The following is a 26,714-nucleotide window of genomic DNA, read 5'->3' as shown; positions in this document are numbered from 1 at the left end:
CGCCGCCCTCGCTATATGGGGGCCAGTGCAAGCAAGGACGGGAATGACGATGAACGCAGGGAACGGCATGGGCGATAATCTGGCGGGGGTGGACCTGCTCGCCGAGATCGACCGGCTGCGCAAGGAACGCAACGCCGTCATCCTCGCCCATTATTACCAGAAGCCCGAGATCCAGGATCTGGCCGATTTCGTCGGCGACAGCCTGGACCTGTCGCGCAAGGCGGCGGAAACCGACGCCGATGTCATCGCCTTTTGCGGGGTGCGCTTCATGGCCGAAACGGCGAAGATCCTCTCGCCGGAAAAGGTCGTGGTGCTGCCCGACCTGGACGCCGGCTGCAGCCTGGAGGATAGCTGCCCGCCCGAACAGTTCGCGAAGTTCCGGGCCGAGCATCCCGACCATATCGCGCTGACCTACATCAACTGTTCGGCCGAGGTGAAGGCGCTCAGCGACATCATCGTCACCTCGTCCTCGGCGGAGAAGATCCTCAGCCAGATTCCGGCGGAACAGAAGATCATCTTCGGCCCCGACAAGCATCTGGGCGGCTATCTGGCGCGCAAGACCGGGCGCGACATGCTGCTGTGGCCCGGCGTGTGCATCGTCCACGAGGCATTTTCGGAGACCGAGCTGCTGAAGCTGAAGGCGCAGTATCCGGGCGCGCCGGTCGCGGCGCATCCCGAATGCCCGGCCTATATCCTCGACCATGCCGATTATGTCGGATCGACTAGCGGCATCCTGAAATTTTCCGGGGAGATGGACGGCGACACCCTGATCGTCGCGACGGAGCCGCACATCATCCACCAGATGAACAAGGCCAAGCCCGAGGTGAACTTCATCGGCGCGCCGGGCGCGGACGGCAACTGCAACTGCAACATCTGCCCCTATATGGCGCTGAACACGATCGAGAAGCTCTATATCGCGCTGCGCGACCTGGAGCCGCGCATCGAGATGGCGGAAGACCTGCGCGTGAAGGCGAAGGCCAGCCTCGACCGCATGCTCGCCATGGCGAGCGGGACGGTCGGCATGGGCGATCTGGGCCCCCGGTGAAGGTGACGGGAGACTGATCCGGCGCGCGCGTTGAACCGTTTCGGCGGCGGCACGTTCTCGCTGACATGCATGCCTGGTTCCGACAGACCGCCGAACGCCTGAACGCCAGTTACTGGTTCCTGCCAGCCCTGTTGACGATCGGGGCGATCGTCCTGTCGTTCGTCACCTATTGGATCGATACGCGGCTGGGGGCGGACTGGTTGCGCGACATGGGCTGGCTGCACGCATCCAAGCCGGACGGCGCGCGATCTTTACTGTCGATGATCGCGGGGTCGATGATCTCGGTCGCCGGCACGGTGTTCGCCATCACCATCGCCGCCGTCGTCTATGCATCGGGAAATTACGGGCCGCGCCTGCTCACCAACTTCATGACCGATCGCGGCAACCAGTTGTCGCTGGGCGTGTTCATCGCCGATTTCGTCTATTGCATGATGATACTGCGCACCATCCGGCAGCCGGACGAGGCGGGATATTTCATCACGCCGGGCAATCCCGGCTTCGTGCCGGAACTGTCGTTGATCGTGGCGCTGGGCCTGACGCTGTTTTCGGTGGGAGTGCTGGTCTATTTCCTCCACCACGTCCCCGACAGCATCCGCATCAACAACGTCGTGGCCGCGGTCGGCCGGCGGGCCTTGCACGACATCGAAAAGCGCTTTCCCGATTTCGACCGGGGCGCCGCCATGCAGCGTCCGCCGAAAGAAGGGCTCACTGCTGTCCGCGCAAAGCGCACCGGCTATGTCGAGGTGATCGATTTCGACACGCTCGGCCATGTCTGCGAGAAACAGGGCGTCAGCGTCTATCTGTCGGTGCGGCCGGGCGATTTCGTCCATCCCGACATGACGGTCCTGCGGGTCGCGGGCACGCTGGGCGAGGGGGTGGACGATAAGCTGCGCGACGCCTTCGCGGTCGGCGAGAGCCGCACGCCGAACCAGGACATCGAATATTCGCTGGACGAGCTGGTCGAGATCGGGCTGCGCGCGCTGTCGCCGGGTATCAACGATCCGTTCACGGCGGTGACGTGCCTGCACTGGCTGTCGGCGGCGACGGCCAGCCTGGCGATGCGCGATCTCGCCTGCGACGCGGACGGCCGCCCGTTCGGCGAGCAGCGGGTCTATGCCCTGCCGGACGACTTCATCCATTTCATCGCGCGCGGATTCGGCTCGATCCGGGCTTCGGCCGCGGCGAGCCCGATCGCATCGCGCATTTTCGTCGAATCGCTCGCTTACGCCGCGGCGGGCAAGCCGTCGGCGGAGCGTAGCGAACTGCTGTTCAAGGAAGCGCAACTCCTGCTCGCGCAGGCGGAAGGCGCGCTGCACGGGCCGGCGCTGGAGGAACTGCGCGGCGTGGTCGCGTGGTTCGACCGCGAGCTGCACGGGCAAGACCGCTTTTCCGACACCGCGAATCGTGCCAAGCGGACCGGATGATCGACATTACGGGATTCGACTGCGACGCCTTCGTCCAGGCCACGCTCGCCGAGGATCTGGGGGCGGCGGGCGACATCACCTCCGCCGCCGTCATCCCCGCGGATGCCATGTTCGAAGGCGTCATGGACAGCCGCGACGCGATCACTGTCGCCGGCCTGCCGATCGCCGAGGCGTTCTTTCGCGCGCTCGATCCCGACGCGGCGATCGAGATTCTGGCGGGCGAGGGGGAAAACGTACCGCACGGCGCCGAACTGATGCGCCTTCGCGGGCGCGCACGCGCCTTGCTGACGGCGGAGCGTTCCGCGCTCAATACCGTCCAGCACCTTTCCGGCATCGCGACGATGACGCGCAGTTATGTCGAGCGCATTCGCGGCACCGGGGCAACCCTGCTCGACACCCGCAAGACGCTTCCCGGCCTGCGCCTGCTGGAAAAATACGCCACCCGCGCTGGCGGCGCGACCAATCACCGCATGGGATTATGGGATGCGGCGATGATCAAGGACAACCACGTCGCCGTGGCCGGATCGGTGGAAGCGGCCGTACGTCGCGCCGCCGCCGCCGGTATCGAACGGATCATCGTCGAGGTCGACCGTATCGACCAGATCGAACCTGCACTGGCCGCGGGCGCGACCCATCTGCTGCTCGACAACATGGAACCGGCCACGCTGCGCGGTGCGGTGACGCTGGTCGGCGGACGCGTTCCGACTGAGGCGTCGGGCGGCGTGCGGCTGGAAACCATCCGCGCGATCGCGGAAACGGGCGTGACCTATGTCAGCGTCGGACGGCTGACCCAGTCGGCGCCGGCGGCGGACATCGGTCTGGATTTCAGCGCGGTTTGATTTAGCCTTCCTCCCCATTGCCGATTCGTTCGGCGCCAGAACAGGGGTGGCAACATGCGTCCGATTTCGATTCGCCGGTTCGAACTATTCTATCTCCTCGCGGTGGCATTGGGCATCCTCAACGGGATCCTGAGCTGGAACACGACGATGGCGGCGATGGAGCAGCAAAGCCCCGAGGCCGCGGCGATCATGCCGGCGGCGACGGCGGTCGGGCTCGCCATCGGTCTGGGCATCAGTCTGCTGCTCTGGTTCTTCGTCGCGCGCCGCGCGAGCAACGTGGCCCGCTGGATTCTGATCGTGCTGTACGCGCTCGGGCTGCTGAGCTTTCTGTACACGCTGTCGATGGGCACCATGGCCGGGGGTGGTGTTTCGATGGCGTTGATGCTGTTGAGCTATGTGCTGGAGGCCATCGCGATCTACATGACCTTCCGCCCCGACGCCGATGCGTGGCTGAAGGGGCAGGGGCCGGCGGAAGAGCAGGCGCGCCCGTTCGAATGACCTTGCGAACGCTCGCATGGCTCGCCGGCGCCGGCATCCTGCTGGCGCCGGGCGGAGCGGCCGCCCAGGCCTATCGCTGCGCGGTTCCCGAGACGCTCGCCCGGCCTCATGCCGAAGGACCGACGCCCGACCAGCCGCGACGCGTGCTGCCGATCGGCGGCTATACGCTGGCCATCACCTGGGCGCCGCAATTCTGCCGAGGCGACGATCCTGCGTCCGCCGCGTTCCAATGCGGCGCCGGCAATTCCTTCGGCTTCACGCTGCACGGCCTGTGGCCGGATGGAGAGGGAAAGACCTGGCCGCAATATTGCCGGTCGGCGGCGCTGCTTCCCGAAGCGACGATCCGGCGCAACATCTGCGCGACACCTTCGCCGCAGCTATTGCAGCATGAATATGCCAAGCACGGCACCTGCATGGGCATCAGCCCGACACGCTATTTCGAGACGTCGACGTCGCTATACGGGCGCTTGCGCTATCCCGACATGCAGGCCCTGTCGCGGCAAAAGGGGCTGACGGCGGGCCGGCTGGCGAGTGCCGTCGCCGCCGCCAATCCGGGGATGCGCGCGAACATGATGCGGATCACCACGACGGCGGACGGCTGGCTGAACGAGATATGGTTCTGCCTCGACAGGAAGCGGCACTATCGCGCCTGTCCCGCCCATCAAGGTGGCGTATCGCGCGGCACGCCGATCAAGATCTGGCGCGGGCGCCGCTGACGCCGTTCGGTGGCGTCGCTCAGTCGTTCTCGATCGTCGCGGAGGCCGGATGGTGGCGATCCAGATGCTTCCTGATGATGCGCAGGTTGCGCGAATTCGACCGGAAGAACAGGTCGGGAATGGCGCCGACCCAGGGAATCATGCCGAGCAACCAGTCGAACGCGACATTGCCGCCCATGCGCGTCATCTGCGTCTTCGACATGCCGAGGTTGCGCGCTTCCCACAGCATATAGCTTCCCATCGCCGCCGCGATCGTCGTGCCGCCGAAGGGCAGCAGGTCGAGGATCACGTCGAGGCCGATCCGGCGCTTGATTCCGGGAATGCGGATAGAGCGCTCCAGCAGATGCTCGAGCGCCTCGACCCGGCGGCGAATCGCATCGGGATCGCGCCCCAGCATAGAGCCGGAGACGAAATGCCGCTCGGGGCCCGAGGGTATGGGGGTCGGTTTGGCCATGCCTTCTATCTGGGATCGCCGCGCAAGTGGTTCAACGGATGCCAGGCCAGAAGGTTGGCCTGCCACGCATCGAGTCGGGGGCCGACGACAGACCAGCGTAGCGGACGCGCCAGCGGGATATAGGGAACCTCCGCCGCGATCGCGGCGTCGGCCTCGGCAATGCTGCGTGCCCGGCCGGCCATGTCCGGCGCGGTGCGGGCGGTCTGCAGCAGGTCCATCGTCGCCTCGCTGCAGGATCGGCAGGCGGTGCGCAGATACCAGCGGGCGTTGCGCGCCGGCGCGACCGCGTCGATCACACGCAGATCGGCATCGGCATCCGCCGGCACACGCTGCGCGGCGAGGCCGACGGCGCGCAGCGAATCTCGCAGTCCGCGCCACAGCAGGTTGGCGCCGGGGGCGTCGGGCAGGGCGATGCGAAGGGGGGCGATCGCCTGTTCCTCCTCCTCCTCCTGCGCAGCGGCCCAGGCGGCGATCTGCTGCCGTGCCTCGGCCTGGCGCTCCGGCAGCGACATGCCCGCCCAGTCCGGCAGCGTCGGCGCCGAGCCCGAATCGTCCTGTTGCGGCAGGATGGCGAGGTCGGCGGTCCAGCCCTGCCGGAACCGGTCGAGCAGGGTGTCGCGGTCGATCGCCATGGACAGGGCACGCCGATTGGCGGCATCGGACAGGAAGCCGTCACGGCCGACGATCGCCAGACCGAACAGGCCCTGGGCGGGGTCGAGGTGCTGCAACGCGCCGTCGACGCCGCTGACCTGCAACACTGGCCAGTCGAGATAGGTGCCGCCCAGGATCAGGTCGGACTTCTTGTCCTGAAAACGGGCGAGCGCCCGCGCCGCGCGCTCGGCGATGAGGTCGACCGCTTCCTCGTCGGGTGAGGGTGCGCCCTCCGTCTCGGTCGGCTCGGTCGGGGCGTTCGGGACCGGGCGGAGATGCCGCAGGGGACCGCGCCGTGGCTCAAGGCGGAACGGGCCGCTGCCGCGCAGCGATCCGGGATCGAAGATACCCAGCTCGGGTGCCGCGAACAGGCGCAGCAGATCGGGGCGCGGCCGCTTCAACCGGATCTCGACCACCTCCGGCGTCATCGCCACGACTTCTTCGACGGAAGACAGATAAGGCGCCAGTGGATTGCGCGATTCCGGGTGAATGGCGCGATTGAGCACGCGGGCGACACTCTGGGCCGTTACCGGACTGCCGTCGGACCAGTACGCTTCGCGAAGGCGGAAGATGTAACTCTGGCCCTCGTCGATCATGATCCAGCGTTCGGCCAGGCCCGGCTCGATCTGGCCGGCAGCGTCGAAGCGCAGCAGGCCCTGGGCGATGGACGCCATCACCAGGCGCGACGGGAAATCAATCGTCCCCCTGTCGGGATCCGCCGGATCGGCATTGTCGCCGATGGCGCTAACCACCACCGGAAGATCGTCGGCCCGGCGCTGGCACCCGCTCGTCGTCAGGATCGCCAGCGGCAGCAATAACAGGAACGGCAAACGGTTCATGGCCCAAGTCCGATCGCGGCGCGTCGCCCGGCCACCGGTGCGACGACCTGTCCCATATCGGGACGGCCATGGACCCCCGGTCCCGGACATCTGGTGCGGACGGCCGGACTTGAACCGGCACGGCCCTTTCGGGCCAGGGGATTTTAAGTCCCGTGCGTCTACCAATTTCGCCACGTCCGCGTGCAAGGGTTCGCGAAGAACCCGATGCGGCGCGGCGCGTCAAGGCGTGATTACATATTCAGGCGTTCGCGCATTTCCTTGCCCGGCTTGAAATAGGGCACACGCTTGGCCTGTACCTCGACCGCTTCGCCGGTTCGTGGGTTGCGGCCCGTGCGGGCGTCGCGCGAGCGGGTGGAAAAGGCGCCGAAGCCGCGCAGTTCGACGCGGCCGCTTTCTGCCAGGCGCTGCGTGATCTGATCGAAAAAGATAGCGACGATCCGCTCGACATCGCGCGGTGCGAGTTCGGGATTTTCGTCGGCCAGCTTTTGGACCAGCTCGGAACGAATCATGAAGTCCTCCTAGTCGAAACGAGGGCGAAACGAGCCCGACCAAGGCGTGATCCAGGTGTCCTTCTAGGCGTAGGACTTAACTTCAATCAAGACGGGATCGACGTTAATGGCGCGATCGACCCAAAAGAAAAACGGCGGGGCGACCTTTCGCCCCGCCGTAGGTACAGGCTTATTCTTCCTCGGTGCCGCGTGCCTTGAGCGCTTCGCCGAGAATATCGCCGAGCGACGCGCCCGAATCGGACGAACCGTATTGGGCAACAGCGCTCTTCTCTTCGGCGATCTGCAGCGCCTTGATCGAGAAGGTCGGCTTCTTCGACCGGTCGAAGCCGGTCACCATGGCGTCGAACTTCTGGCCGACCTGGAACCGCTCGGGCCGCTGTTCGTCGCGGTCGCGGCCGAGATCGCTGCGTTTGATGAAGCCGGTGGCGCCTTCTTCGCCCGCCTGCACCTCGAGGCCGGCATCGCGGACTTCGAGGACGTTGACGGTGACGATCGCGCCCTTGTTGAGCTTGTCGCCCGACACCGTCGCGCCGACGGCCGGAGCACCGCGCTCAAGCTGCTTCATGCCGAGCGAGATACGCTCCTTGTCCGGCTCGACCGCGAGAACCACGGCCTGGACATGCTCGCCCTTGCGATGCAGCGCCAGCGCTTCCTCGCCGGAGATGCCCCAGGCGATATCGGACATGTGGACCATGCCGTCGACATCGCCGTCGAGGCCGACGAACAGGCCGAATTCGGTGGCGTTCTTGACTTCGCCCTCGACCGTGGAGCCGACCGGGTGCCGCTCGGCGAAGCTGTCCCAGGGATTGTCCTGCGCCTGCTTGAGGCCCAGCGAAATGCGGCGCTTGTCCTCGTCGACCTCGAGCACGACGACCTCGACCTCCTGAGAGGTGGAGACGATCTTGCCCGGATGGACGTTCTTCTTGGTCCAGCTCATCTCGGAGACATGGACCAGGCCTTCGATGCCCGGCTCCAGCTCGACGAAGGCGCCGTATTCGGTGATGTTCGTCACGCGGCCGGCGATCTTCATCCCGACCGGATATTTGGCCGACGCGCCTTCCCACGGATCGCTCTCGAGCTGCTTCATGCCGAGCGAGATGCGCTGCGTCTCGCGGTTGATGCGGATGATCTGCACCGTGGCGGTGTCGCCGATGCCCAGCATTTCCGACGGGTGGCCGACGCGCTTGTACGACAGGTCGGTGACGTGCAGCAGGCCGTCGATGCCGCCCAGGTCGACGAAGGCACCGTAATCGGTGATGTTCTTGACCACGCCCTCGATGACCTGGCCTTCGTGCAGCGACTGGATGAGGCCCTGGCGCTGCTCGGCGCGGGTTTCTTCGAGCACGGCGCGGCGCGAAACGACGATGTTGCCGCGCTTACGGTCCATCTTCAGGATCTGGAAGGGCTGCGGCATGTCCATCAGCGGGGTGACGTCGCGCACGGGGCGAATGTCGACCTGGCTGCCGGGCAGGAAGGCCACGGCGCCGTCCAGGTCGACCGTGAAGCCGCCCTTGACGCGGCCGAAGATCGTGCCCTCGACGCGGTTGTTCTCGGCATATTCGGTTTCGAGCTTGTCCCACGCGGCCTCGCGGCGGGCGCGGTCGCGGCTGAGCATCGCTTCGCCCTGCGCGTTCTCGACGCGGTCGACATAGACCTCGACCTCGTCGCCGACCTGCAATTCGGCCTTCTGGCCGGGCGCTGCGAATTCGCGCAGCGGCACGCGGCCTTCCGACTTCAGGCCGACATCAATGATGGCGAGGTCGTTCTCGATGCCGGTAACGGTGCCGATGACGACCCGGCCCTCGAAACTGTCGGTATCGCCGAGCGTGTGCTCGAGCATTTTCGCGAAATCGTCGCGAGACGGATTTGCCATAGTGGCCATATCGGTTTGCGTTCCTGTACTGGTCTTTTCCGGCCGGCCGGTTGGTTCCGACGGTCTTGTGGCCGAACTGCCGCGACGGCCGTATGCCGACCGCGGCACCCATCGCGCGAATCGCGGCCGTGAAGGTATCCGCACAACGCAAAAGGCGCGACAAGCCACCGGCCCTCGCCGGATCGGCTTTCGCGCGTTTCGATGACTAGGGCCGGTCGGCCTTCGCCGCTGTTCGCTCCTCCACGAGCGCAATCGCCCGCTGGACGGCGGCCTCTATAGACAGAAAGCTGGTGTCGAGCAAGGTGGCGTCGTCGGCCGGTTTCATCGGCGCGCTGGCACGCTTTGCGTCGCGTTCGTCGCGGGCGCGGATATCGGCCAGCACCCGGTCGAAGGTCACGTCGAACCCGCGCCGTTGCAGTTCCGCGTGGCGTCGCTGGGCGCGGATGCGCGGCGTCGCCTTGACGAACAGCTTCACATCGGCCTGGGGCGCGATGACCGTGCCGATGTCGCGGCCATCGAGGATCGCCCCGCCGGGCTGGGCGGCAAAGCGGCGCTGGCGCTGCAACAGGGCGGCGCGCACCAGCGGATGGGCCGAGACGATCGATGCGGCCTGTCCGACCCCGTCGGTGCGAAGCCAGGGATCGTCGAGCAGGGCGTCGGGAAAGCCGCAGGCGGCGACCGCATCGGCTTCGCGCGCGGGATCCAGCTCCTCGCGCAGCACGGTGGCGGCGACGGCGCGATACAGCAGGCCGGTGTCGAGATGCGGCAGGCCGTATCGCTTTGCGAGCGCGCGCGCGATGGTGCCTTTGCCCGATGCGGCGGGTCCGTCGACGGCGATGATCACTGGTCCGGCCAATGCGCTTCGGCTCCCAGACGTTCGGCGGTGGCGATGAAATCGGGATAGCTCGTCGCGATCGGGCGTGCATCGTCGATCTCGATCGCGCGGGCCGCGTTCAGACCGGCGACCGCCATGCTCATCGCGATCCGGTGGTCGAGATGGGTGGCGATCCGCGCGCCGCCAGACCGGGGGCCGGGCAGGGGCTCGCCGCCGGTGCCGGTGATGGCGAGGCCGTCCTCATATTCCTCAATTCGCGCGCCGCATGCGGACAGGGCGGCCGCCATCGCCGCGATCCGGTCCGATTCCTTGACGCGCAGTTCCTCCGCCCCGCGCGCGACCGTCCGCCCCTCGGCACGTGCGGCGGCGGCGAACAGCACGGGATATTCGTCGATCATGCTGGGGGCGAGATCGGGCGGCACCGCGATCGCGCGGAGCGGCGCGTGGCGCACGCGCAGATCGGCAACCGGTTCGCCGCCGACGTCGCGCGCGTCGATCTCGGCAATATCGGCCCCCATCATGCGCAGCGCCGTGACGAGGCCGGCGCGCGTCGCGTTCAGACCGACATTGCGGATGGTGATGTCGGACCCGGGCACGATCGACGCCGCCACCATCCAGAAGGCGGCGGAGGAGGGGTCGCCGGGCACCGTGATCGTCTGCGGCTTCAGTTCCGCTTCGCCGCGAAGGGAGATGATGCGCCCTTCGGGTCCGTCCTCGACCGTCAGATCCGCGCCGAAGCCGCGCAGCATCCGTTCGGTATGGTCGCGGGTCGGAACCGGTTCGATGACGCGGGTGATGCCGGGTGCATTCAACCCGGCGAGCAGCACCGCCGACTTCACCTGGGCCGAGGCGACCGGCAGCGTATAGCTGATCGGCACCGCCGGGCAGAGGCCGCGCATGGTCAGCGGCAGGCGCTCGCCCGGCGCGCAGGTGAAGTCCGCCCCCATGCGCGAAAGCGGCGCGACCACCCGGCCCATCGGCCGCTGCGAAAGCGAGGCGTCGCCGGTGAAGGTGACGGTGATCGGGTGGCTCGCCACCAGACCCATCAGCAGCCGCGTCGACGTTCCCGAATTGCCCATGTCGAGTGCTGTCGCCGGCTGGAGCAGGCCGCCGACACCGACGCCGGACACCTGCCAGGCGCCGTCGTCGCCGCGAACGATATCGGCGCCCATCGCGCGCATCGCCGCCGCGCTGGCGAGCACATCCTCGCCTTCGAGCAGCCCGTGGATACGGCTTTGCCCGACCGCGAGGCCGGCGAACATCAGCGACCGGTGGCTGATCGACTTGTCGCCCGGCACGGTGATCGTGCCGGTGAGCGGGCCGGTGGTCGACAGGGAAAAGGGGCGGGGCTGGGCATGCGGCATGGGACGCGGCTTTTGACAGTGCGCTTGCGCTATGGCAAGGCGCGCCCCACTTTGCGGGATCGACCCGCGGATTCCATCACTTTCGAAAGGCAAGAGACGGCACATGGTCAAGCCGGAATGGGGCACGAAGCGAACCTGCCCGAAATGCGCGACGCGTTTCTATGATCTTGGCAAGGACGATCCCGTCGCCTGCATCGAATGCGGGAACGAATGGGAACCCGAGCCCATCCTGAAGTCGAAACAGCCGCTGCCGTTCGAGAACAAGGACGAAAAGGTCAAGGAAAAGGAAGCCGAATCCAAGGACCAGGACCTGTCGGAAGACGAGGATCTGGACATCAGCGAGGACGACGAAGATCCGGTCGACGACGACAACGATCTCGGCGGCGACGACGATCTGGGCGTGAAGCGTCCGGAAAACAGCGACGAGGAATAAATTCACGCGGCGGTGCGATGCACCGCTTGCCAAGGGAGCGTCGCCCGACTAAAGGGCGACGCCTCCACACCGGAACGGGGCCGTAGCTCAGCTGGGAGAGCGTCGCAATGGCATTGCGAAGGTCAGGGGTTCGATCCCCCTCGGCTCCACCACCGGGACCTCAGCACAACTCTTCGGCGCGCCGTTGAAGCAGCGCGTGTGCCGCGGCGAAGCGCCTCGCATCGCGTAAGCGACGATCCTTCGGCCGGTGCGGCCGCCCGCCCTCGGTCCTTGATGACGCAAGGTGGAGGGCATCGTTCCTGCACCGCCGTCTTCGTCCGATCGCGGCTGGAACTGCTTAGCTGGTCTGGGCGACGTAGAAGGTGTTGTACCCGACAAAGATGATGAAGACGATCGCCAGGATCAGGATGGCGAACAGGGCGATGCGTTTCGAATTGCGGCGCGGCCTGGGCATTCGTTCGTAGTCCGTCGTTCTTGCGGGGTTGGAGTAACGCTTCCGGGACGAAGTCGCTCCCGCATTTCGCTGAACTGCTTGGACGAAAGTCGGGCGCGCACTGATGGCGCGGATCGGCACCGCCGAATTCGCGCTTCGGGCGACCCGTTCGGGTCGGGTCAGGCGATCAGCAGCGCGATCAGCGTGATGATGGCGGTTGCGGTGATCGCGGTTCCGAGCTGGAACGCGACGGGGCAATCGCCCACTTCCGGACTCAGGCGGTCCATGCACCCTCTCCCTGAGCCGTCGCCCGCATGCGCGGTGTCCTTGCCGGCTCGACTCCGATCCTACGCCTTTTCGCCCGATCGGTACAGCGGGTCGTGCGAGCGATTGCATCGCCGCGCGTACTTGCTATGAGCCGCCCGGCGACCGGCCGCTGGCCGGTCGCACAACATCGTGCCGGCGCCCTTTCAGGGCCCAGAGGGAATGCGGTGCGGATGCCCGAGGGGCATCCCAGGCCGCGGCTGTCCCTGCAACTGTAAGCGGTTAGCGCGATGCGCGAGGCTCCCGCCCGAGGGAGCGGTCACTGGGCAAGACCCGGGAAGGCTGGCGCATCGAATGCGGTGATCCGCGAGCCAGGAGACCTGCCGGCGCGTGGTCGCTCTTGCTTGGGTCCAGGGACTGGCCGAGGCACGGACCTCCGTTTGGAGCGACATCCCGACGCGGAGGGAGCCGCATCGGATCGTTCCGCCGGTTGCCGCTGGGTGCCGGAACGGCGGGCGTCCGCTCGTGCCATGCGCCCCCTCGCGACCTGTCGTTCGCGCATCCGAGGGGGTTTCCGCCCATGTTGTCATCGTTCGTTTCCGCCATCGCCGTCACCGCCGCCCTGCCGGCCGCGGCACAGACCGCCGGCGTTGCCGCCGCCCGCGATCCCGAAATCATCGTGACGGCCAATCGTGCCGGCGAGGCCGAAAGGGCAGAGGACGTGCCCGCATCCATCACCGTCATTTCCGACCAGGAGCTGCAGAACCGCCAGACGCGCGTGGTGTCCGACGTGCTGCGCGACGTGCCGGGGATCGCGGTCAACCGCACCGGCGCGATCGGCGGCTTCACCCAGATCCGCATCCGGGGGAGCGAGAGCAACCAGTCGCTGGTGCTGATCGACGGTATCGAAGGGGCCGATCCGTTCTACGGCGAATATGATCTCGGCACCGTGCTCGCCGACCCGGCGATGCGGATCGAGGTGCTGCGCGGGCAGCAATCGGCGCTGTATGGCTCCGATGCGATCGGCGGGGTGGTGCAGATCGTCACGCTGACCGGGGCGGAGGCGCCGGGCGTCAGCCTGCGGGCCGAGGGCGGGTCGCAGGGCACAGCGAGCGGCGCCGCGCGCGTCGCCGGCGTTTCTGGCGCGCTGGATTATGCGCTGTCGGCCACCGGCTATACCACCGACGGCTTCGCGACCGCGCGCGGTGGCACGCGCGAGCTGGGGTCGGACAATGTCGGCGCGAATGCGAAGCTGATCTGGTCGCCCACCGCCAATTTCACGCTGACCGGCGTCGGCCGCTACAGCTATACCCGCGCCGAAACCAACCAGACCGACGGCGATCCGACCAGCCCGACCTTCGGCCTGACGGTCGATACGCCGGGCGAATATTTCACCAATGACGGGCTCTACGGTCTGGTGAAGGGCGAACTGGCGCTGGCGGACGGACGCTGGACCAATTCGCTGACCGCGCAGATCGCCGATACCCGCCGCCATAACTATACCGGCGAGGCAGAGACGTCGGGCGACCACGGCGCGCGCTACAAGGGCTCGTTCGTCAGCGCCTATCGCTTCGACACCGGCGCGGTGCGGCACCGCATCACCGGCGCGGTCGACGTGGAGCGCGAAAGCTTTCGCAACACGGTCGCCAGCGGCGGCGCGTTTACCGGCGAGAAGCATATCGATACCGTCGGCATCGTCGGGCAGTATTCGCTGCGCGCGGGCGGGCTCGCGCTCGACGGGTCGGTGCGGCGCGACCTCAACGACCGGTTCGCCGACGTCACCACCTATCGGGTGCAGGCAGGCTATCGCTTCGCCACCGGCACCCGGCTGCACGGCGCATGGGGGACGGGGGTGCGCAATCCCGGCTTCTACGAACTGTTCGGCTATATCGACGGCCGGTATATCGGCAATCCCGATCTGGCGCCCGAGACGTCGAAGGGCTGGGAAGCGGGCGTCGACCAGGTGATCGCCGGCGACAAGGCGCATGTCGGCGTGACCTATTTCGACAACCGGCTGGAGGACGAGATCGTCACCGCCTATCCGGCGCCCGATTTCGTCGCGACGTCCGTCAACGCGGACCGGCTGTCGCACCGCAAGGGGGTGGAGGCCTTCGCCTCGGCCCAGCCGATTCCGCAGCTTCGCCTCGATCTTGCCTATACCTATACCGACGCCGACGAGAACGGCGTCGCCGAGGTGCGGCGGCCGAAGCATATGGGCAGTTTCAACCTGACCGCCTTCAGCACGGACAAGCGCCTCTCCGGCACGCTGACGGTGCGGTATAACGGGCGGATGACCGATATCGCCTATACCGATCCCAGCTATATCCCCGTCACCAAGTCGCTGCAGGAATATGTGCTGGTGAACCTGGCGGCCGAATACCGGTTGAGCGAGCGCTTCTCCGTCTATGGCCGGATCGAGAACCTGTTCGACGAGGAGTATGAGGAGATTTTCAGCACGCTCGGCAGCCCGCGCGCGGCCTATGCCGGGGTGCGCGCGCACTTCTGATCGCCGGCCCCCTCCTCAGCCGCCATGCCGGATCGCTTTCGGCATGGCGGGGTTGGATACGCAAAATCGCGACACAGGATTTGCTTTTCGATGCAAAGCTTGTGAGTGGTTTCAGCCGTAACCAACGATCACAGGTGGAGCCGGATGCTCGACATCGTCGAAGAACTGGAACAGCGCCGCAGCGATGCGCGCGCGGGCGGCGGGCAGCGCCGCGTCGAGGCGCAGCACAAGAAGGGAAAGCTGACGGCGCGCGAGCGGCTGGAAGTGCTGCTCGATGCCGGCTCCTTCGAAGAATATGACATGTTCGTCGAGCATAACTGCGTCGATTTCGGCATGGAAAAGCAGACGATCCCGGGCGACGGCGTCGTCACCGGATCGGGCACGATCAACGGCCGGCTGGTCTATGTCTTTTCGCAGGACTTCACCGTGTTCGGCGGGTCGCTGTCCGAACGCCACGCGGAAAAGATCTGCAAGGTGATGGACATGGCGATGAAGGTCGGCGCGCCCCTCATCGGCCTCAACGATTCGGGTGGTGCCCGGATTCAGGAAGGCGTCGCCAGCCTCGCCGGCTATGCCGAGGTGTTCCAGCGCAACGTGCTGGCATCGGGCGTCATCCCGCAATTGTCGCTGATCATGGGCCCGTGCGCGGGCGGGGCGGTCTATTCGCCGGCGATGACCGACTTCATCTTCATGGTGAAGGATTCGAGCTACATGTTCGTCACCGGCCCGGATGTGGTGAAGACGGTGACCAACGAGGTGGTCACGCAGGAGGAATTGGGCGGCGCCGTCACCCACACGACCAAGTCGAGCGTGGCCGATGTCGCGTTCGAGAACGACATCGAGGCGCTCACCGCCGCGCGCGATTTCATCGACTTCCTGCCCGCCTCCAACCGCGAGGATGTGCCGGAGCGGCCGAGCGAGGACCCGTGGGACCGGCTCGAGCACAGCCTCGACACGCTGGTCCCGCCCAACGCCAATCAGCCCTATGACATGCACGAGCTGATCCGGAAGACGCTCGACGAGGGCGATTTCTTCGAGGTGCAGCCGGCGCACGCCGCCAACATCATCTGCGGCTTCGGCCGGATCGAGGGCCGCACGGTGGGCGTCGTCGCCAATCAGCCGATGGTGCTGGCCGGCGTGCTCGACATCAACTCGGCGAAAAAGGCGGCGCGCTTCGTGCGCTTCTGCGACGCCTTCGACATTCCGATCCTGACCTTCGTCGACGTGCCGGGGTTCCTGCCGGGCGTCGGGCAGGAGCACAACGGCATCATCAAGCACGGCGCCAAGCTCTTGTTCGCTTACGCCGAGGCGACGGTGCCGAAGATCACGGTCATCACGCGCAAGGCCTATGGCGGCGCATACGACGTGATGGCGTCGAAGCATCTGCGCGGCGACCTCAATTATGCCTGGCCGACCGCCGAGATCGCGGTGATGGGCGCGAAGGGCGCGGTCGAGATCATCTTCCGCCAGGACGCCGACGATCCCGACAAGATCGCGGAGAAGACCGCCGAATATGAAGCGCGCTTCGCCAACCCGTTCGTCGCGGCGTCGAAGGGGTTCATCGACGAGGTGATCCAGCCGCATTCCACGCGTCGGCGGATCGCGCTGGGCCTGAGGAAGCTGCGGAACAAGCAGCTCGAAAATCCGTGGAAGAAGCACGACAACATTCCCTTGTGAGGCGTTATGGCGTGGCGAGACCGTAGCAGGAACGATGGCGGGTCGGGTCAGGCCGAATCCGGCGCAAAGGCGCGGGTGATCCCCGGCATGCTGATCGCCCTGGCGGTCGTGGTGATCGTTGCGCTCGCGCTCGCGCTGTGGCTGTCGAGCAAATCCGGCGATGATGGCGCGCCGGTCCCGGCACCGTCTCCCGCCCCCACGTCCGCAGCGTCGCCGGGACCGGAAGGCGTGCGTGCGCTGCCCGAAAGCGAGCAGATGCAGAAGGCGGCGATCGCCGCTCTCGGGGCTGCCGACGGCAAGGTCGGCGAACAGGATGGTCAGCGGACCATGACCGAACCCGCCGGGCTGTTCTGGGACGGCGATCGCGCGATCCTGATCAGCGAGACCGGAATGGAAGACGGCTGCCATGGCTGTTCGGGTTCGCTCGGCGTCCACTATCTGAAGCCGGACGGTGAGGACGGCCTGACCGTCACCGGTAGCTGGCCGGATGCGATCGACGGATCGAGCTGGGGCCGGCCGCCGGCCCAGTGGCGGGTGTCGCGCAAGTTCGCCGATGTGCCGGTGGTCTATGCGACGGGCGGCGGCACTTTTCAGGGCTATACCTGCTCGGTCGCGACGCTGACGCGGCTGGGCCCCGACGGCCCGCGTGCGATGGTGTCGATCCCGCTCGGCTATGACGACAGCGGCGCGGTGATCAGCGACACCCGCACCAAGCTGGACGGCAAGATCGTCAATATCGTGCCCGGCAAGCGCTTCGACGTGCATTATACGGGCACGGAAACCTTCACCGACCATTATGTCCGTCAGGGCGATCGCTATGTCGCCCAGGGCAAGTTACGGATGCAGTCATGCTAGTTCACGAAGGATCCTCCCCGGCAGGGGGAGGTGGCCCGCGCAGCGGGGCGGAGGGGGGCATCGGCACGCGAAGCGTTTGCCGCGAGGCCCCTCCACCATGCTGCGCATGGTCCCCCTCCCCGTGCCGGGGAGGAATGATATGATGCTGGGGCCACTCAACCATGTCGGCGTCGCCACGCCGTCGATCGACGATGCCGTCGCGCGCTACCGCGACGTGCTGGGCGCGGGCGAAATCGGCGAGGCGTTCGATTTGCCCGCCCAAGGGGTGCGGGTGTGCTTCGTCGATACGCCCAACAGCCAGATCGAATTGCTCGAACCGCTCGGCCCCGATTCGCCGATCGCGAAGTTCCTCGAGAAGAACCCGCTCGGCGGGCAGCATCACGTCTGTTTCGAGGTGCCGGACATCCACGCCGCCAAGGCCGAGCTGGAGGACAAGGGCGTCCGAGTCCTGGGCGAACCGCGGATCGGTGCGCACGGCACGCCGGTTATCTTCGCGCACCCCAAGGACATGGGCGGGGTGCTGACCGAATTCATGGAGACGCCCCGCGATGGGCATTGATGCTTTTCCCGTCATCCCGGACTTAATCCGGTATCCAGAGCCGCATGCGGTGCGCTCCTTGTCCTGGATTCCGGCTTTCGCCGGAATGACGGCCGGATATTGATATGACCGACAAGAAACCGACGATCGACGACTGGAAGGCGGCAGCCGACAAGGAAGTGAAGGGTCGCGATCTCACCTGGGCGACGCCCGAGGGGATCGACGTGAAACCCGTTTACACCGCCGAGGATGCAGGCGACCCCGGCCTGCCCGGCTTCGCGCCTTATACGCGCGGGCCCTATGCCAGCATGTATGCCGGCCGGCCCTGGACGATCCGCCAATACGCAGGCTTCTCCACCGCCGAGGAATCGAACGCCTTCTACCGCCGCAACCTCGCTGCCGGGCAAAAGGGGCTGTCGGTCGCCTTCGACCTCGCCACCCACCGCGGCTATGACAGCGATCATCCGCGCGTTACCGGCGATGTCGGCAAGGCAGGCGTCGCGATCGACACGATCGAGGACATGAAGATCCTGTTCGACGGCATTCCGCTCGACCAGATGAGCGTGTCGATGACGATGAACGGCGCGGTGCTGCCGTGCCTGGCCTTCTACATCGTCGCGGCCGAGGAACAGGGCGTGTCGCAGGATCAGCTTTCGGGCACGATCCAGAACGACATCCTGAAGGAATTCATGGTCCGCAACACCTACATCTATCCGCCCGAACCATCGATGCGGATCGTGTCGGACATCATCGCCTACACCGCCGACCATATGCCGCGGTTCAACTCGATCTCGATCAGCGGCTATCACATGCACGAGGCCGGCGCGACGGCGGTGCAGGAGCTGGCCTTCACGCTCGCCGACGGCATGGCCTATGTCCGGGCGGCGCTGGAACGCGGGCTCGACATCGACAAGTTCGCCGGACGGCTGAGCTTCTTCTTCGGCATCGGCATGAACTTCTTCATGGAGGTGGCGAAGCTGCGCGCCGCGCGAACGCTGTGGAGCCGGATCATCGCCGATTTCGGCGGCAACGCGCGCAGCCAGATGCTGCGCACGCATTGCCAGACGTCGGGCGTGTCTCTCACCGAGCAGGACCCGTACAACAACGTCATCCGCACCACGATCGAGGCGATGGCGGCGACGTTCGGCGGCACGCAGTCGCTCCACACCAACGCGCTCGATGAGGCGGTGGCGCTGCCCACCGACTTTTCCGCGCGGATCGCCCGCAACACGCAGCTTATCCTCCAAGAGGAAACCGGGATGACCAACGTCGCCGACCCGCTCGGCGGCAGCTATTATGTCGAGGCGCTGACGAAGCAACTCGCCGACAAGGCCTGGACGCTGATCGAGGAGGTCGAACAGGCGGGCGGCATGACCCACGCGGTCGAAAAGGGCATCCCCAAAGAACATATCGAACGCGCCGCCGCCGCCCGTCAGGCGCGCGTCGACCGCGCCGAAGACGTCATCGTCGGCGTCAACAAATACCGCCGCGACACCGAGGACGAGATCGATATCCTCGACATCGACAATGCCAAGGTCCGCGCCGACCAGATCCGGCGGATCGAACAGGTGCGCGGCGCCCGCGACGAGGACAAGGCGCAGGCCGCGCTGGGTGCCCTGAAAGAGGGCGCGCGCCATACGCCCGTTCGCCCTGAGCCTGTCGAAGGGCCGTCCTTGTCTTCCGGTGAAGCAGGGAAGGCAGGGCTTCGACAAGCTCAGCCCGAACGGTCGGGGGAAGGTTCGGTCGAGACCAACCTCCTCGCGCTGTGCGTCGAAGCAGCACGCGCGCGCTGCACGCTCGGCGAGATGTCGAGCGCGATGGAGGACGTCTTCGGCCGCCACGGCGTCAGCGTGACTCCGGTCAAGGGCGTCTATGGCCCCGCGCACAAGGACGATGCCGGCTGGGCACGCGCCGTCGAGGGTACCAAGTCCGTCGAACAGCGCATGGGTCGCAAGCCCCGCATCCTCGTCGCCAAGATGGGGCAGGACGGCCATGACCGCGGCGCCAATGTGGTGGCGAGCGCCTTTGCCGATCTCGGCTTCGAGGTCGTCTCCGGCCCGCTGTTCCAGACGCCGCAAGAGGCCGCCGAACTGGCGGTCGCGGAAGAGGTCGACGTTGTCGGCGCGTCGAGCCTCGCCGCCGGCCACAAGACGTTGATCCCCGAGTTGATTTCGAAGCTGAAGGACGCCGGCCATGCCGACATCAGGGTCGTCGCCGGCGGCGTCATCCCGCCGCAGGACTATGGCTTCCTGCGCGATGCCGGCGTGCAGGCGATCTTCGGCCCCGGCACCAACCTGGTGAACGCGGCCGGCGACGTACTGAAACTGCTGGGCCACAACATGCCCCCGATCAATGAGGCTGCTGAATGACGATGAGAACTGTTGAACTCCCCTCCCTGGATAAGGGAGGGGCCGGGGGTGGGTCGGCCGAGGCGGCGCGCGACGTTGCCGCGCGCACCCACCCCCAGCCCCTCCCTGCAAGCGGGGAGGGGAGCGAGCCGAGGACCGACTGGACCCGCGCGGAGATCGCCGCGCTGTTCGACCTCCCGTTCACCGAACTCCTCTACCGCGCCGCGACCGTCCACCGCGAACACCACGCGCCCGGCGAGGTCCAGCTCTGCACGCTCTTGTCGATCAAGACTGGTGGGTGCCCGGAGGATTGCGGCTATTGCTCGCAGTCGGCGCACCACACAACGGGCGTGAAGGCGACAAAGCTGATGGACGTGCGGCAGGTGCTGCAATCGGCGGCGCAGGCGGCGGATGCGGGTTCGAAGCGCTTCTGCATGGGCGCCGCCTGGCGCAACCCCAAGGATCGCGACATGCCGGCGATTCTGGAGATCGTGAAGGGCGTGCGCGCCATGGGCATGGAAACCTGCATGACGCTGGGCATGCTTACGCCCGATCAGGCCGCGCAGCTCAAGGAAGCGGGCCTCGATTATTACAACCACAATATCGACACCGCGCCGGAGAATTACGAAAACGTCATCTCGACGCGCAGCTTCGAGGAGCGGGTCGATACGCTGTCGAACGTGCGCAACGCCGGCATCAACGTCTGCTCGGGCGGCATCGTCGGCATGGGCGAGACGCGCGAGCACCGCGTCGGCTTCGTCCACGCGCTCGCAACGCTCGAGCGCCATCCCGAAAGCGTGCCCGTCAACGCGCTGGTGCCGGTAAAGGGCACGCCGCTGGGCGACATGCTCGCCGACACGCCGATGGCCAAGATCGACGATATCGAGTTCGTCCGCACCATCGCGGTTGCCCGCATCACCATGCCGCGCTCGATGGTCCGTCTGTCCGCGGGGCGCGAGAGCATGTCGGAGGCGACGCAGGCGATGTGCTTCATGGCCGGCGCGAACTCGATCTTCACCGGCGACAAGCTGCTCACCGCCGCCAATGCCGGCGACGACGCCGACAGCGCGATGCTGGCGCGGCTGGGGCTGAAGCCGATGACCAGCGAGGAGCCGATGCGCAGCGGCTGCGGCTGCTCGCCAACGGTCGAGGCGGCCGAGTGAGCCTCTCCATCGATCGTCATGCTGAACTTGTTTCAGCATCCACTTTTCAACCTGAGCCGTCGGCGCATGTGGCGCGGTGGACCCTGAAACACGTTCAGGGTGACGGCCAATATTCGCTTTGCGCCAAATAGGGGCCGTCATGTTCAAGAAAATCCTGGTCGCCAACCGTGGAGAGATCGCCTGCCGCGTCATGCGAACGGCAAAGCGCATGGGGATCGCGACCGTGGCGGTCTATTCGGACGCCGACGCGCGCAGCCCGCATGTCGAGATGGCCGATGAGAGCGTTCGCCTCGGCCCCGCACAGGCATCGGAAAGCTATCTAAATGCCGAGCTGATCCTCGACGCCGCGAAGAAGACCGGCGCCGACGCGATCCATCCCGGCTACGGCTTCCTGTCGGAGCGGGAGAGCTTCGCGCGAGCCTGCGCCGATGCCGGCATCACCTTCATCGGCCCGCCGCCAAGCGCCATCGCCGCGATGGGCGACAAGATCGAATCGAAGAAGCTGGCCCGAGAAGCCGGCGTCAACACCGTGCCCGGCTCCGGCGGCGCGATCGAGAGCACCGAGGAGGCGGTGAAGATCGCCGGCGAGATCGGCTATCCGGTGATGATGAAGGCGTCGGCCGGCGGCGGCGGCAAGGGGATGCGCCTCGCCTGGAAGGAACAGGATGTCCGCGAGGGCTTCGAAGCGACGCGGCGCGAGGGCAAGGCGAGCTTCGGCGACGATCGCGTCTTCATCGAGAAGTTCATCGAAAGCCCGCGCCACATCGAGATACAGATCCTGGGCGACCAGCACGGCAACATCCTCTATCTCGGCGAGCGCGAATGCTCGATTCAGCGCCGGCACCAGAAGGTCGTGGAAGAGGCGCCGTCGCCCTTCGTCGACGAAACGATGCGCCGGAAGATGGGCGAGCAGGCGGTCGCGCTCGCCCGCGCCGTCGGCTATTACAGCGCCGGCACCGTCGAACTGATCGTGTCGGGCGAGGATCCGACCGGCGAGAGCTTCTACTTCCTGGAGATGAACACGCGGCTGCAGGTCGAGCATCCGGTGACCGAGTTCGTCACCGGCGTCGATCTGGTCGAACAGATGATCCGCGTCGCCGCCGGCGAGACGCTGGCGATGACGCAGGACGACGTGACGCTCACCGGCTGGGCGATCGAGAACCGCGTCTATGCCGAGGACCCGTATCGCGGGTTCCTGCCTTCGATCGGCCGGCTGGTGCGGTATCGGCCGCCGCATGCAGAGTATCGCCAAGCTCCGTTCGCTTCGAGCGAAGTCGAGAAGCGTAGCGGCGAACGTGTCTCGACTTCGCTCGACACGAACGGCGATGGTGGAACCCGCGTTCGTGTCGACGACGGTGTCGCGGAGGGCGGCGAAGTGTCGATGTTCTACGATCCCATGATCGCCAAGCTCGTTACCTGTGGCGACACGCGCGAACAGGCGATCGACAAACAGATCGTCGCGCTCGATTCCTTCGTGATCGAAGGGCTGGGCCACAATGTGGATTTCCTGTCGGCGATCATGCAGCACCCGCGTTTTCGCGACGGCCGCCTGACGACCGGTTTCATCGCCGAAGAATATCCCGAAGGATTCCAGGGGGCGCCGGCCGACGCCGCGCTGATGACGAAGCTCGCGGCGCTGGCGGGCGTGCTCGCCTCCATCGAGACCGAGCGCAACGGCATGATCGACGGCCAATTGTCGCCGCGGCCGGACGAAACGCTCAGCCGGCGCGACTGGGTCGTGTCGGTCGACAGGCAGGAGCACCGCGTCGTCGTCGAGAACGGCACCGTATCGGTCGATGGCGAGCGGATCGAGGTCGATATGGCCTGGCTGCCCGGCGAGCGGCTGGTCGAGGCGGAATTCGGCGGTGAGCCGCTGGTCGTGCAGGTGGAGCGCCGCCGCACCGATTGGCGCTTCACCACGCGCGGGGCGGCGCATGTCATCCAGGTGCTGTCGCCGCGTATTGCCGAGCTGTCGCGGCACATGATCGAAAAGGTCCCGCCCGACCTGTCGAAGCTGCTGCTATGCCCGATGCCGGGGCTCGTCACGCGCATCGACGTGGCCGAGGGCGACCGGGTGGAGACGGGGCAGCCCCTCTGCGTCGTCGAGGCGATGAAGATGGAAAATGTGTTGCGCGCTGAAAAGCCGGGCACGGTGAAGGCGCTGAGGGCGGAACCGGGCGACAGCCTGGGCGTCGACGACGTCATCATGGAATTCGAGGACTAGGACGGATCGGCGGCGTGACGGAATCGTGTTCCTGTGAAAGCAGGAACACGAAAGGGCTGATCCACGTTTGCCGGGGAACGCACTGGCGTCCGCCTCCGCGCGGCCGCGGCGCTGTACGAGGGGAGGGCCGTATCGCCGACGGTCGCGCGCATGCGCGGGGCGGCGCACCGGGGGCTGTCCCGGATCGGCACGGGCGTTAACCATTTTCAGGCTGAACGAAAATGTAAACAAGGCGTTAACATCCGCGCCATGTCGAGTCAGCCGAGCCCGTCCACCCATCCGTTTCGCGAACGGCTGCGCATTCGTGAAAAGCGCAACGCGCTGCGCCCGCGCGTGCGCGCGCATGATGACGACAGCGACGTGCGCCTGTTCGCGCTCAGCTTCCTCGCCTTTTTCGTCTGCTTCTACACCTTCCTGATCTGACGTCGGCTCGGCCGTCGGTGTCAGTCGCAGGCGCGGTGCAGCTTTTGCGCGATCCAGGCGGAAATGATGCACATGCCGGCGACCATCAGCAGCATGTCCTGGTTCGACATGCCGAGCGCACCCAGGATCAGTACCCCCACCGCGCCGATCGTCATCGCGCCCGAATTGACCACATTGTTCGCCGCGACGGTGCGCGCGGTCTGGTCCTTGGTCACGGTGGTCGTCAGGAAGGCATAGAGCGGCACGACGAACATGCCGCCGGTCACCGCGATCGCGATCAGCGTCGCCAGCACCAGCAGCGATTGCGGATGGGTGACGAATTCCGCCACGCCGTAGAGCTGATCGCCCGGCGCCGGAGTCCATGTCCGCGCCTCGACGGAAAAGGCGACCAGGAACACCGCCATCGCCAGCACCGACCCCGGCGCGAACTTGGCGGAGATCCGGCCCTTCAGCAGCCAGTTGATGATGACCGATCCGATCGCGATGCCGACAGAGAAGATGGCGATCGTCAGACTGGCCACCCGCTCGTCCGCGGTCAGCACATTCTTCACCAGCGGCGGAAAGATGACGATCAGCACCGATCCGATCGTCCAAAAGAAGCTGATCGCGCAGATGGCCAGGAACAGCCGCGGGATGTGCATGGTATCGGAAATCAGCCGCCAGGAAGAGGTGAATGGATTGTAGTTGATGGTGAGTTTCGCACCCGCGCGCGGTGCGGTGGGCACCTGCCGGCCGGCGAACCAGCCGATCACGGCGACGGTCAGCACCAGCGCGGCCGTGCCCTCCACCGTGATCCAGCCGGCAATGACCGTGCCGAGCAGGATGGACAGATAGGTCGCCGCTTCGACGAGGCCGGTGCCGCCCAGTACTTCGTCACCTTTCAGATGCTGCGGCAGGATCGCATATTTGATGGGGCCGAAGAACGTAGAATGGACGCCCAGCATCAATACCGAGGCCAGCATCATGCCCAACCCGATGGTGGTATGCCCGAACTTCGCCGCCAGCAATCCGACCGATCCGAACAGCATGATACCGATTTCCGCCGTCTTCACGATGCGTACGATCCGCGCCTTGTCGTGCGTGTCGGCCAATTGCCCCGACAGCGCGGACAACAGGAAGAAGGGCAGGATCGACAGCCCCGTCGCCAGCGCGTTGAAATTCGATTCAACCGTGGAATCGTTGAAGATCTCGTAGGTCGCGAACAGGACCATGCCGGTCTTGAACAGATTGTCGTTGAAGGCGCCCAGGAACTGTGTCGTGAACAGGGGCAGAAAACGGCGCTCCTTGAGCAATCCGAGCGCATTGAGCATGAGGAGGCGCGGCCCTTCGGTGACAGGAGCAGCCGCCATAGCCGAGGCGCGTTGCGGCCGGCAAATCCTAAGTGGCGGCGCGGCGCAGACATTCCGCCGTGGCGCGAAGCTGGCGGTCCATCCGCAGCCTGCGTGGCGGCGCCGCGACGTGATTCCCACAGCCCCTGGCGGAGATCGGGGCTGGTCGCGTGGCGGCGGGAAGCGTAGAGCAGGACCTCGATATGCTGACGCTTCCGAACCTCCTGACATTGTCGCGCATCGTCGCCCTGCCGCTGCTGGTCGCGCTTCTGTGGTGGCCGCAATGGCCGGCGGGTTACGCCATCGCCTTCGGTCTGTACTGCCTGATGGGTATTACCGACTATTTCGACGGTTACGTGGCGCGCGCGCGCGGCACGGTGTCGAAGCTGGGCGTTTTTCTCGATCCCATCGCCGACAAGATCATGGTGGCGGCGGTCGTATTGATGCTGGTCGCCACGCACGACATCGCAGGGCTTCACATCATCGCCGCGCTGATCATCCTGCTGCGCGAGATCATGGTGTCGGGGCTGCGCGAATTCCTGGCCCAGTTGCAGGTGTCGATGCCGGTGTCGCGGTTGGCGAAGTGGAAGACCACGTTGCAGATGCTGGCCTTCGGCGCGCTCATCCTGGGCGGCGCGCTGCCGCACTGGCCATGGGTCGGCGTCGTCGGGCTCGCCTGCCTGTGGGGCGCGGCCGTGCTGACGCTGATCACCGGCTGGGATTATCTGCGCGTCGGCCTGCGCCACATGGATAGCTGATGGCGATCGACATGCTCTATTTCGCCTGGGTGCGCGAATCCGTCGGCATCGGCGGCGAACGGGTCGATCCGCCGGCGGAAGTCGCCACCGTCGCCGCGCTGCTCGACTGGCTGGCCGACCGCAGCGAAGCGCACGCCCGCGCCTTCGCCGACCGCGCAAAGCTGCGCGCGGCGATCGACCAGGCCTTCGTGCCGCTCGACGCGCCGCTGGGCCGGGCAAGCGAAGTCGCGATCTTCCCGCCGGTCACGGGCGGATGATCCGCGTCGTCGTTCAGCCCGATCCGATCGACATCGCCGCCGAGTTCGGGGTGTTGAACGGTCTGGAAGCGGGCGGGATCGCCACATTTGCCGGCCAGGTCCGCCGCGACGACGGAGTGGAGGCGCTGGAACTCGAACACTATCCGGGAATGACCGAAACGATGCTCGGACGCCTTGCGCGCGAGGCGGCGGAGCGCTGGTCGCTATCGGGGGTGACCGTCGTCCACCGCGTCGGCCGGATGGTGCCGGGCGAACATATCGTGTTCGTGGCCGCCGCCGCCGCGCACCGCGCAGCCGCGCTCGATGCCTGTGCCTATCTGATCGACCGGTTGAAGACCGACGCGCCGTTCTGGAAGCGGGAACATGTCGGCGGCGACGCCCGCTGGGTGGCCGCCCGCGCGAGCGACGATCGCGCCGCGGAGCGGTGGCGCGGCTGATGCTGCGAAAAGGGCGCCGTCCC

General features: G+C 66.4%; 24 protein-coding genes, 2 tRNA genes and 1 riboswitch. Of the genes, 18 read left to right on the top strand and 8 right to left on the bottom strand.

The window, feature by feature from the left end; all coding sequences use genetic code 11:
- Positions 1 to 49 precede the first annotated feature (49 nt).
- From nadA to RPR59_RS11495, 5 genes are all read left to right on the top strand, one after another.
- A complete protein-coding gene (nadA, locus tag RPR59_RS11515) occupies positions 50 to 1,045 on the top strand; it encodes a quinolinate synthase NadA (RefSeq protein ID WP_313918482.1) in 996 nt (331 codons plus the stop codon).
- A gap of 65 nt (positions 1,046 to 1,110) precedes the next feature.
- Positions 1,111 to 2,469 (top strand): DUF2254 domain-containing protein, encoded by a 1,359-nt coding sequence (locus RPR59_RS11510; protein ID WP_313914175.1) that lies wholly within the window; start codon positions 1,111 to 1,113, stop codon positions 2,467 to 2,469.
- The gene (gene nadC / locus RPR59_RS11505; protein WP_313914173.1) at positions 2,466 to 3,308 is read left to right on the top strand and encodes a carboxylating nicotinate-nucleotide diphosphorylase; all 843 of its coding nucleotides are present in this window, start codon (positions 2,466 to 2,468) and stop codon (positions 3,306 to 3,308) included. The genes RPR59_RS11510 and nadC overlap by 4 nt, the downstream gene beginning before the upstream one ends.
- A gap of 54 nt (positions 3,309 to 3,362) precedes the next feature.
- The gene (locus RPR59_RS11500) at positions 3,363 to 3,806 is read left to right on the top strand and encodes a hypothetical protein (protein ID WP_313914171.1); all 444 of its coding nucleotides are present in this window, start codon (positions 3,363 to 3,365) and stop codon (positions 3,804 to 3,806) included.
- Positions 3,803 to 4,522 (top strand): ribonuclease T2, encoded by a 720-nt coding sequence (locus RPR59_RS11495; protein WP_313914169.1) that lies wholly within the window; start codon positions 3,803 to 3,805, stop codon positions 4,520 to 4,522. Before RPR59_RS11500 ends, RPR59_RS11495 begins: the two co-directional genes overlap by 4 nt.
- 19 nt (positions 4,523 to 4,541) lie before the next feature.
- On the opposite strand, the gene RPR59_RS11490 is transcribed toward RPR59_RS11495, so the two are convergent.
- From RPR59_RS11490 to aroA, 7 genes are all read right to left on the bottom strand, one after another.
- Positions 4,542 to 4,976 carry a DUF4112 domain-containing protein gene (locus RPR59_RS11490; protein ID WP_432280260.1) on the bottom strand — a complete coding sequence of 145 codons (435 nt, stop codon included), beginning with the start codon at positions 4,974 to 4,976 and terminating at the stop codon, positions 4,542 to 4,544.
- A 5-nt stretch (positions 4,977 to 4,981) separates the two neighbouring features.
- A complete protein-coding gene (locus RPR59_RS11485; RefSeq protein WP_313914167.1) occupies positions 4,982 to 6,466 on the bottom strand; it encodes an ABC transporter substrate-binding protein in 1,485 nt (494 codons plus the stop codon).
- A 91-nt stretch (positions 6,467 to 6,557) separates the two neighbouring features.
- A tRNA-Leu gene (locus tag RPR59_RS11480) sits at positions 6,558 to 6,646 on the bottom strand.
- Between the two features lie 50 nt (positions 6,647 to 6,696).
- Entirely contained in the window at positions 6,697 to 6,975 is a 279-nt protein-coding gene (locus RPR59_RS11475) for an integration host factor subunit beta (RefSeq protein ID WP_313914165.1), read from the bottom strand.
- Between the two features lie 169 nt (positions 6,976 to 7,144).
- Positions 7,145 to 8,857 (bottom strand): 30S ribosomal protein S1, encoded by a 1,713-nt coding sequence (gene rpsA, locus RPR59_RS11470; protein ID WP_313914163.1) that lies wholly within the window; start codon positions 8,855 to 8,857, stop codon positions 7,145 to 7,147.
- A gap of 196 nt (positions 8,858 to 9,053) precedes the next feature.
- Positions 9,054 to 9,692 (bottom strand): (d)CMP kinase, encoded by a 639-nt coding sequence (locus tag RPR59_RS11465; RefSeq protein WP_313918479.1) that lies wholly within the window; start codon positions 9,690 to 9,692, stop codon positions 9,054 to 9,056.
- The gene (aroA, locus tag RPR59_RS11460) at positions 9,689 to 11,047 is read right to left on the bottom strand and encodes a 3-phosphoshikimate 1-carboxyvinyltransferase (RefSeq protein ID WP_313914161.1); all 1,359 of its coding nucleotides are present in this window, start codon (positions 11,045 to 11,047) and stop codon (positions 9,689 to 9,691) included. The genes RPR59_RS11465 and aroA overlap by 4 nt, the downstream gene beginning before the upstream one ends.
- 103 nt (positions 11,048 to 11,150) lie before the next feature.
- Here aroA and RPR59_RS11455 point away from each other — a divergent pair, with 103 nt between their 5' ends.
- From RPR59_RS11455 to RPR59_RS11410, 10 genes are all read left to right on the top strand, one after another.
- Positions 11,151 to 11,480, top strand: a complete 330-nt coding sequence (locus tag RPR59_RS11455; protein WP_313914159.1) for a TIGR02300 family protein — start codon at positions 11,151 to 11,153, stop codon at positions 11,478 to 11,480.
- Positions 11,481 to 11,556: 76 nt separating this feature from the next.
- A tRNA-Ala gene (locus tag RPR59_RS11450) sits at positions 11,557 to 11,632 on the top strand.
- A gap of 724 nt (positions 11,633 to 12,356) precedes the next feature.
- A riboswitch (cobalamin riboswitch) is annotated at positions 12,357 to 12,579 on the top strand.
- 178 nt (positions 12,580 to 12,757) lie between these two features.
- Positions 12,758 to 14,683 (top strand): TonB-dependent receptor plug domain-containing protein, encoded by a 1,926-nt coding sequence (locus RPR59_RS11445; protein ID WP_313914156.1) that lies wholly within the window; start codon positions 12,758 to 12,760, stop codon positions 14,681 to 14,683.
- Positions 14,684 to 14,827: 144 nt separating this feature from the next.
- A complete protein-coding gene (locus tag RPR59_RS11440) occupies positions 14,828 to 16,360 on the top strand; it encodes an acyl-CoA carboxylase subunit beta (RefSeq protein ID WP_313914154.1) in 1,533 nt (510 codons plus the stop codon).
- A gap of 6 nt (positions 16,361 to 16,366) precedes the next feature.
- Complete coding sequence (locus RPR59_RS11435) at positions 16,367 to 17,215, top strand: hypothetical protein (protein WP_313914152.1); 849 nt, start codon at positions 16,367 to 16,369, stop codon at positions 17,213 to 17,215.
- A gap of 139 nt (positions 17,216 to 17,354) precedes the next feature.
- A complete protein-coding gene (gene mce / locus RPR59_RS11430) occupies positions 17,355 to 17,774 on the top strand; it encodes a methylmalonyl-CoA epimerase (protein ID WP_313914149.1) in 420 nt (139 codons plus the stop codon).
- 104 nt (positions 17,775 to 17,878) lie between these two features.
- On the top strand, positions 17,879 to 20,122 hold the full coding sequence (scpA, locus tag RPR59_RS11425; RefSeq protein WP_313914148.1) for a methylmalonyl-CoA mutase: 2,244 nt from the start codon (positions 17,879 to 17,881) through the stop codon (positions 20,120 to 20,122).
- Positions 20,119 to 21,264: a biotin synthase BioB gene (gene bioB, locus RPR59_RS11420; RefSeq protein WP_313914145.1), complete on the top strand. Its 1,146-nt coding sequence runs from the start codon at positions 20,119 to 20,121 to the stop codon at positions 21,262 to 21,264. The genes scpA and bioB overlap by 4 nt, the downstream gene beginning before the upstream one ends.
- A gap of 139 nt (positions 21,265 to 21,403) precedes the next feature.
- Positions 21,404 to 23,488 carry an acetyl/propionyl/methylcrotonyl-CoA carboxylase subunit alpha gene (locus RPR59_RS11415; protein WP_313914138.1) on the top strand — a complete coding sequence of 695 codons (2,085 nt, stop codon included), beginning with the start codon at positions 21,404 to 21,406 and terminating at the stop codon, positions 23,486 to 23,488.
- A 150-nt stretch (positions 23,489 to 23,638) separates the two neighbouring features.
- The gene (locus RPR59_RS11410) at positions 23,639 to 23,911 is read left to right on the top strand and encodes a hypothetical protein (RefSeq protein ID WP_313914136.1); all 273 of its coding nucleotides are present in this window, start codon (positions 23,639 to 23,641) and stop codon (positions 23,909 to 23,911) included.
- A 20-nt stretch (positions 23,912 to 23,931) separates the two neighbouring features.
- Here the strand turns inward: RPR59_RS11410 and RPR59_RS11405 are convergent, their stop codons facing one another.
- Positions 23,932 to 25,221, bottom strand: a complete 1,290-nt coding sequence (locus RPR59_RS11405) for an MFS transporter (protein ID WP_313918476.1) — start codon at positions 25,219 to 25,221, stop codon at positions 23,932 to 23,934.
- A gap of 221 nt (positions 25,222 to 25,442) precedes the next feature.
- Here RPR59_RS11405 and pgsA point away from each other — a divergent pair, with 221 nt between their 5' ends.
- The 3 genes from pgsA to RPR59_RS11390 are packed head-to-tail and all read left to right on the top strand — an operon-like array spanning position 25,443 to position 26,691.
- Entirely contained in the window at positions 25,443 to 25,997 is a 555-nt protein-coding gene (pgsA, locus tag RPR59_RS11400; RefSeq protein ID WP_313914134.1) for a CDP-diacylglycerol--glycerol-3-phosphate 3-phosphatidyltransferase, read from the top strand.
- Entirely contained in the window at positions 25,997 to 26,254 is a 258-nt protein-coding gene (gene moaD / locus RPR59_RS11395; RefSeq protein ID WP_313914133.1) for a molybdopterin converting factor subunit 1, read from the top strand. The genes pgsA and moaD overlap by 1 nt, the downstream gene beginning before the upstream one ends.
- The gene (locus RPR59_RS11390) at positions 26,251 to 26,691 is read left to right on the top strand and encodes a molybdenum cofactor biosynthesis protein MoaE (protein WP_313914131.1); all 441 of its coding nucleotides are present in this window, start codon (positions 26,251 to 26,253) and stop codon (positions 26,689 to 26,691) included. Before moaD ends, RPR59_RS11390 begins: the two co-directional genes overlap by 4 nt.
- Positions 26,692 to 26,714: the final 23 nt, after the last annotated feature.

This window comes from Stakelama saccharophila, from assembly GCF_032229225.1.
In the GTDB taxonomy this organism is placed as follows: domain Bacteria; phylum Pseudomonadota; class Alphaproteobacteria; order Sphingomonadales; family Sphingomonadaceae; genus Sphingomonas; species Sphingomonas saccharophila.
The sequence above is the reverse complement of the archived record's forward strand: the minus strand, read 5'-3'. Positions and strand labels throughout refer to the sequence as shown.

Excerpts from the sequence above, each read along its gene's own strand:
- nadA (WP_313918482.1), top strand. The coding sequence starts at position 50 with ATGAACGCAGGGAACGGCATGGGCGATAATCTGGCGGGGGTGGACCTG.
- RPR59_RS11510 (WP_313914175.1), top strand. The coding sequence starts at position 1,111 with ATGCATGCCTGGTTCCGACAGACCGCCGAACGCCTGAACGCCAGTTAC.
- nadC (WP_313914173.1), top strand. The coding sequence starts at position 2,466 with ATGATCGACATTACGGGATTCGACTGCGACGCCTTCGTCCAGGCCACG.
- RPR59_RS11500 (WP_313914171.1), top strand. The coding sequence starts at position 3,363 with ATGCGTCCGATTTCGATTCGCCGGTTCGAACTATTCTATCTCCTCGCG.
- RPR59_RS11495 (WP_313914169.1), top strand. The coding sequence starts at position 3,803 with ATGACCTTGCGAACGCTCGCATGGCTCGCCGGCGCCGGCATCCTGCTG.
- RPR59_RS11490 (WP_432280260.1), bottom strand. The coding sequence starts at position 4,976 with ATGGCCAAACCGACCCCCATACCCTCGGGCCCCGAGCGGCATTTCGTC.
- RPR59_RS11485 (WP_313914167.1), bottom strand. The coding sequence starts at position 6,466 with ATGAACCGTTTGCCGTTCCTGTTATTGCTGCCGCTGGCGATCCTGACG.
- RPR59_RS11475 (WP_313914165.1), bottom strand. The coding sequence starts at position 6,975 with ATGATTCGTTCCGAGCTGGTCCAAAAGCTGGCCGACGAAAATCCCGAA.
- rpsA (WP_313914163.1), bottom strand. The coding sequence starts at position 8,857 with ATGGCCACTATGGCAAATCCGTCTCGCGACGATTTCGCGAAAATGCTC.
- aroA (WP_313914161.1), bottom strand. The coding sequence starts at position 11,047 with ATGCCGCATGCCCAGCCCCGCCCCTTTTCCCTGTCGACCACCGGCCCG.
- RPR59_RS11455 (WP_313914159.1), top strand. The coding sequence starts at position 11,151 with ATGGTCAAGCCGGAATGGGGCACGAAGCGAACCTGCCCGAAATGCGCG.
- RPR59_RS11445 (WP_313914156.1), top strand. The coding sequence starts at position 12,758 with ATGTTGTCATCGTTCGTTTCCGCCATCGCCGTCACCGCCGCCCTGCCG.
- RPR59_RS11440 (WP_313914154.1), top strand. The coding sequence starts at position 14,828 with ATGCTCGACATCGTCGAAGAACTGGAACAGCGCCGCAGCGATGCGCGC.
- RPR59_RS11435 (WP_313914152.1), top strand. The coding sequence starts at position 16,367 with ATGGCGTGGCGAGACCGTAGCAGGAACGATGGCGGGTCGGGTCAGGCC.
- mce (WP_313914149.1), top strand. The coding sequence starts at position 17,355 with ATGATGCTGGGGCCACTCAACCATGTCGGCGTCGCCACGCCGTCGATC.
- scpA (WP_313914148.1), top strand. The coding sequence starts at position 17,879 with ATGACCGACAAGAAACCGACGATCGACGACTGGAAGGCGGCAGCCGAC.
- bioB (WP_313914145.1), top strand. The coding sequence starts at position 20,119 with ATGACGATGAGAACTGTTGAACTCCCCTCCCTGGATAAGGGAGGGGCC.
- RPR59_RS11415 (WP_313914138.1), top strand. The coding sequence starts at position 21,404 with ATGTTCAAGAAAATCCTGGTCGCCAACCGTGGAGAGATCGCCTGCCGC.
- RPR59_RS11410 (WP_313914136.1), top strand. The coding sequence starts at position 23,639 with ATGCGCGGGGCGGCGCACCGGGGGCTGTCCCGGATCGGCACGGGCGTT.
- RPR59_RS11405 (WP_313918476.1), bottom strand. The coding sequence starts at position 25,221 with ATGCTCAATGCGCTCGGATTGCTCAAGGAGCGCCGTTTTCTGCCCCTG.
- pgsA (WP_313914134.1), top strand. The coding sequence starts at position 25,443 with ATGCTGACGCTTCCGAACCTCCTGACATTGTCGCGCATCGTCGCCCTG.
- moaD (WP_313914133.1), top strand. The coding sequence starts at position 25,997 with ATGGCGATCGACATGCTCTATTTCGCCTGGGTGCGCGAATCCGTCGGC.
- RPR59_RS11390 (WP_313914131.1), top strand. The coding sequence starts at position 26,251 with ATGATCCGCGTCGTCGTTCAGCCCGATCCGATCGACATCGCCGCCGAG.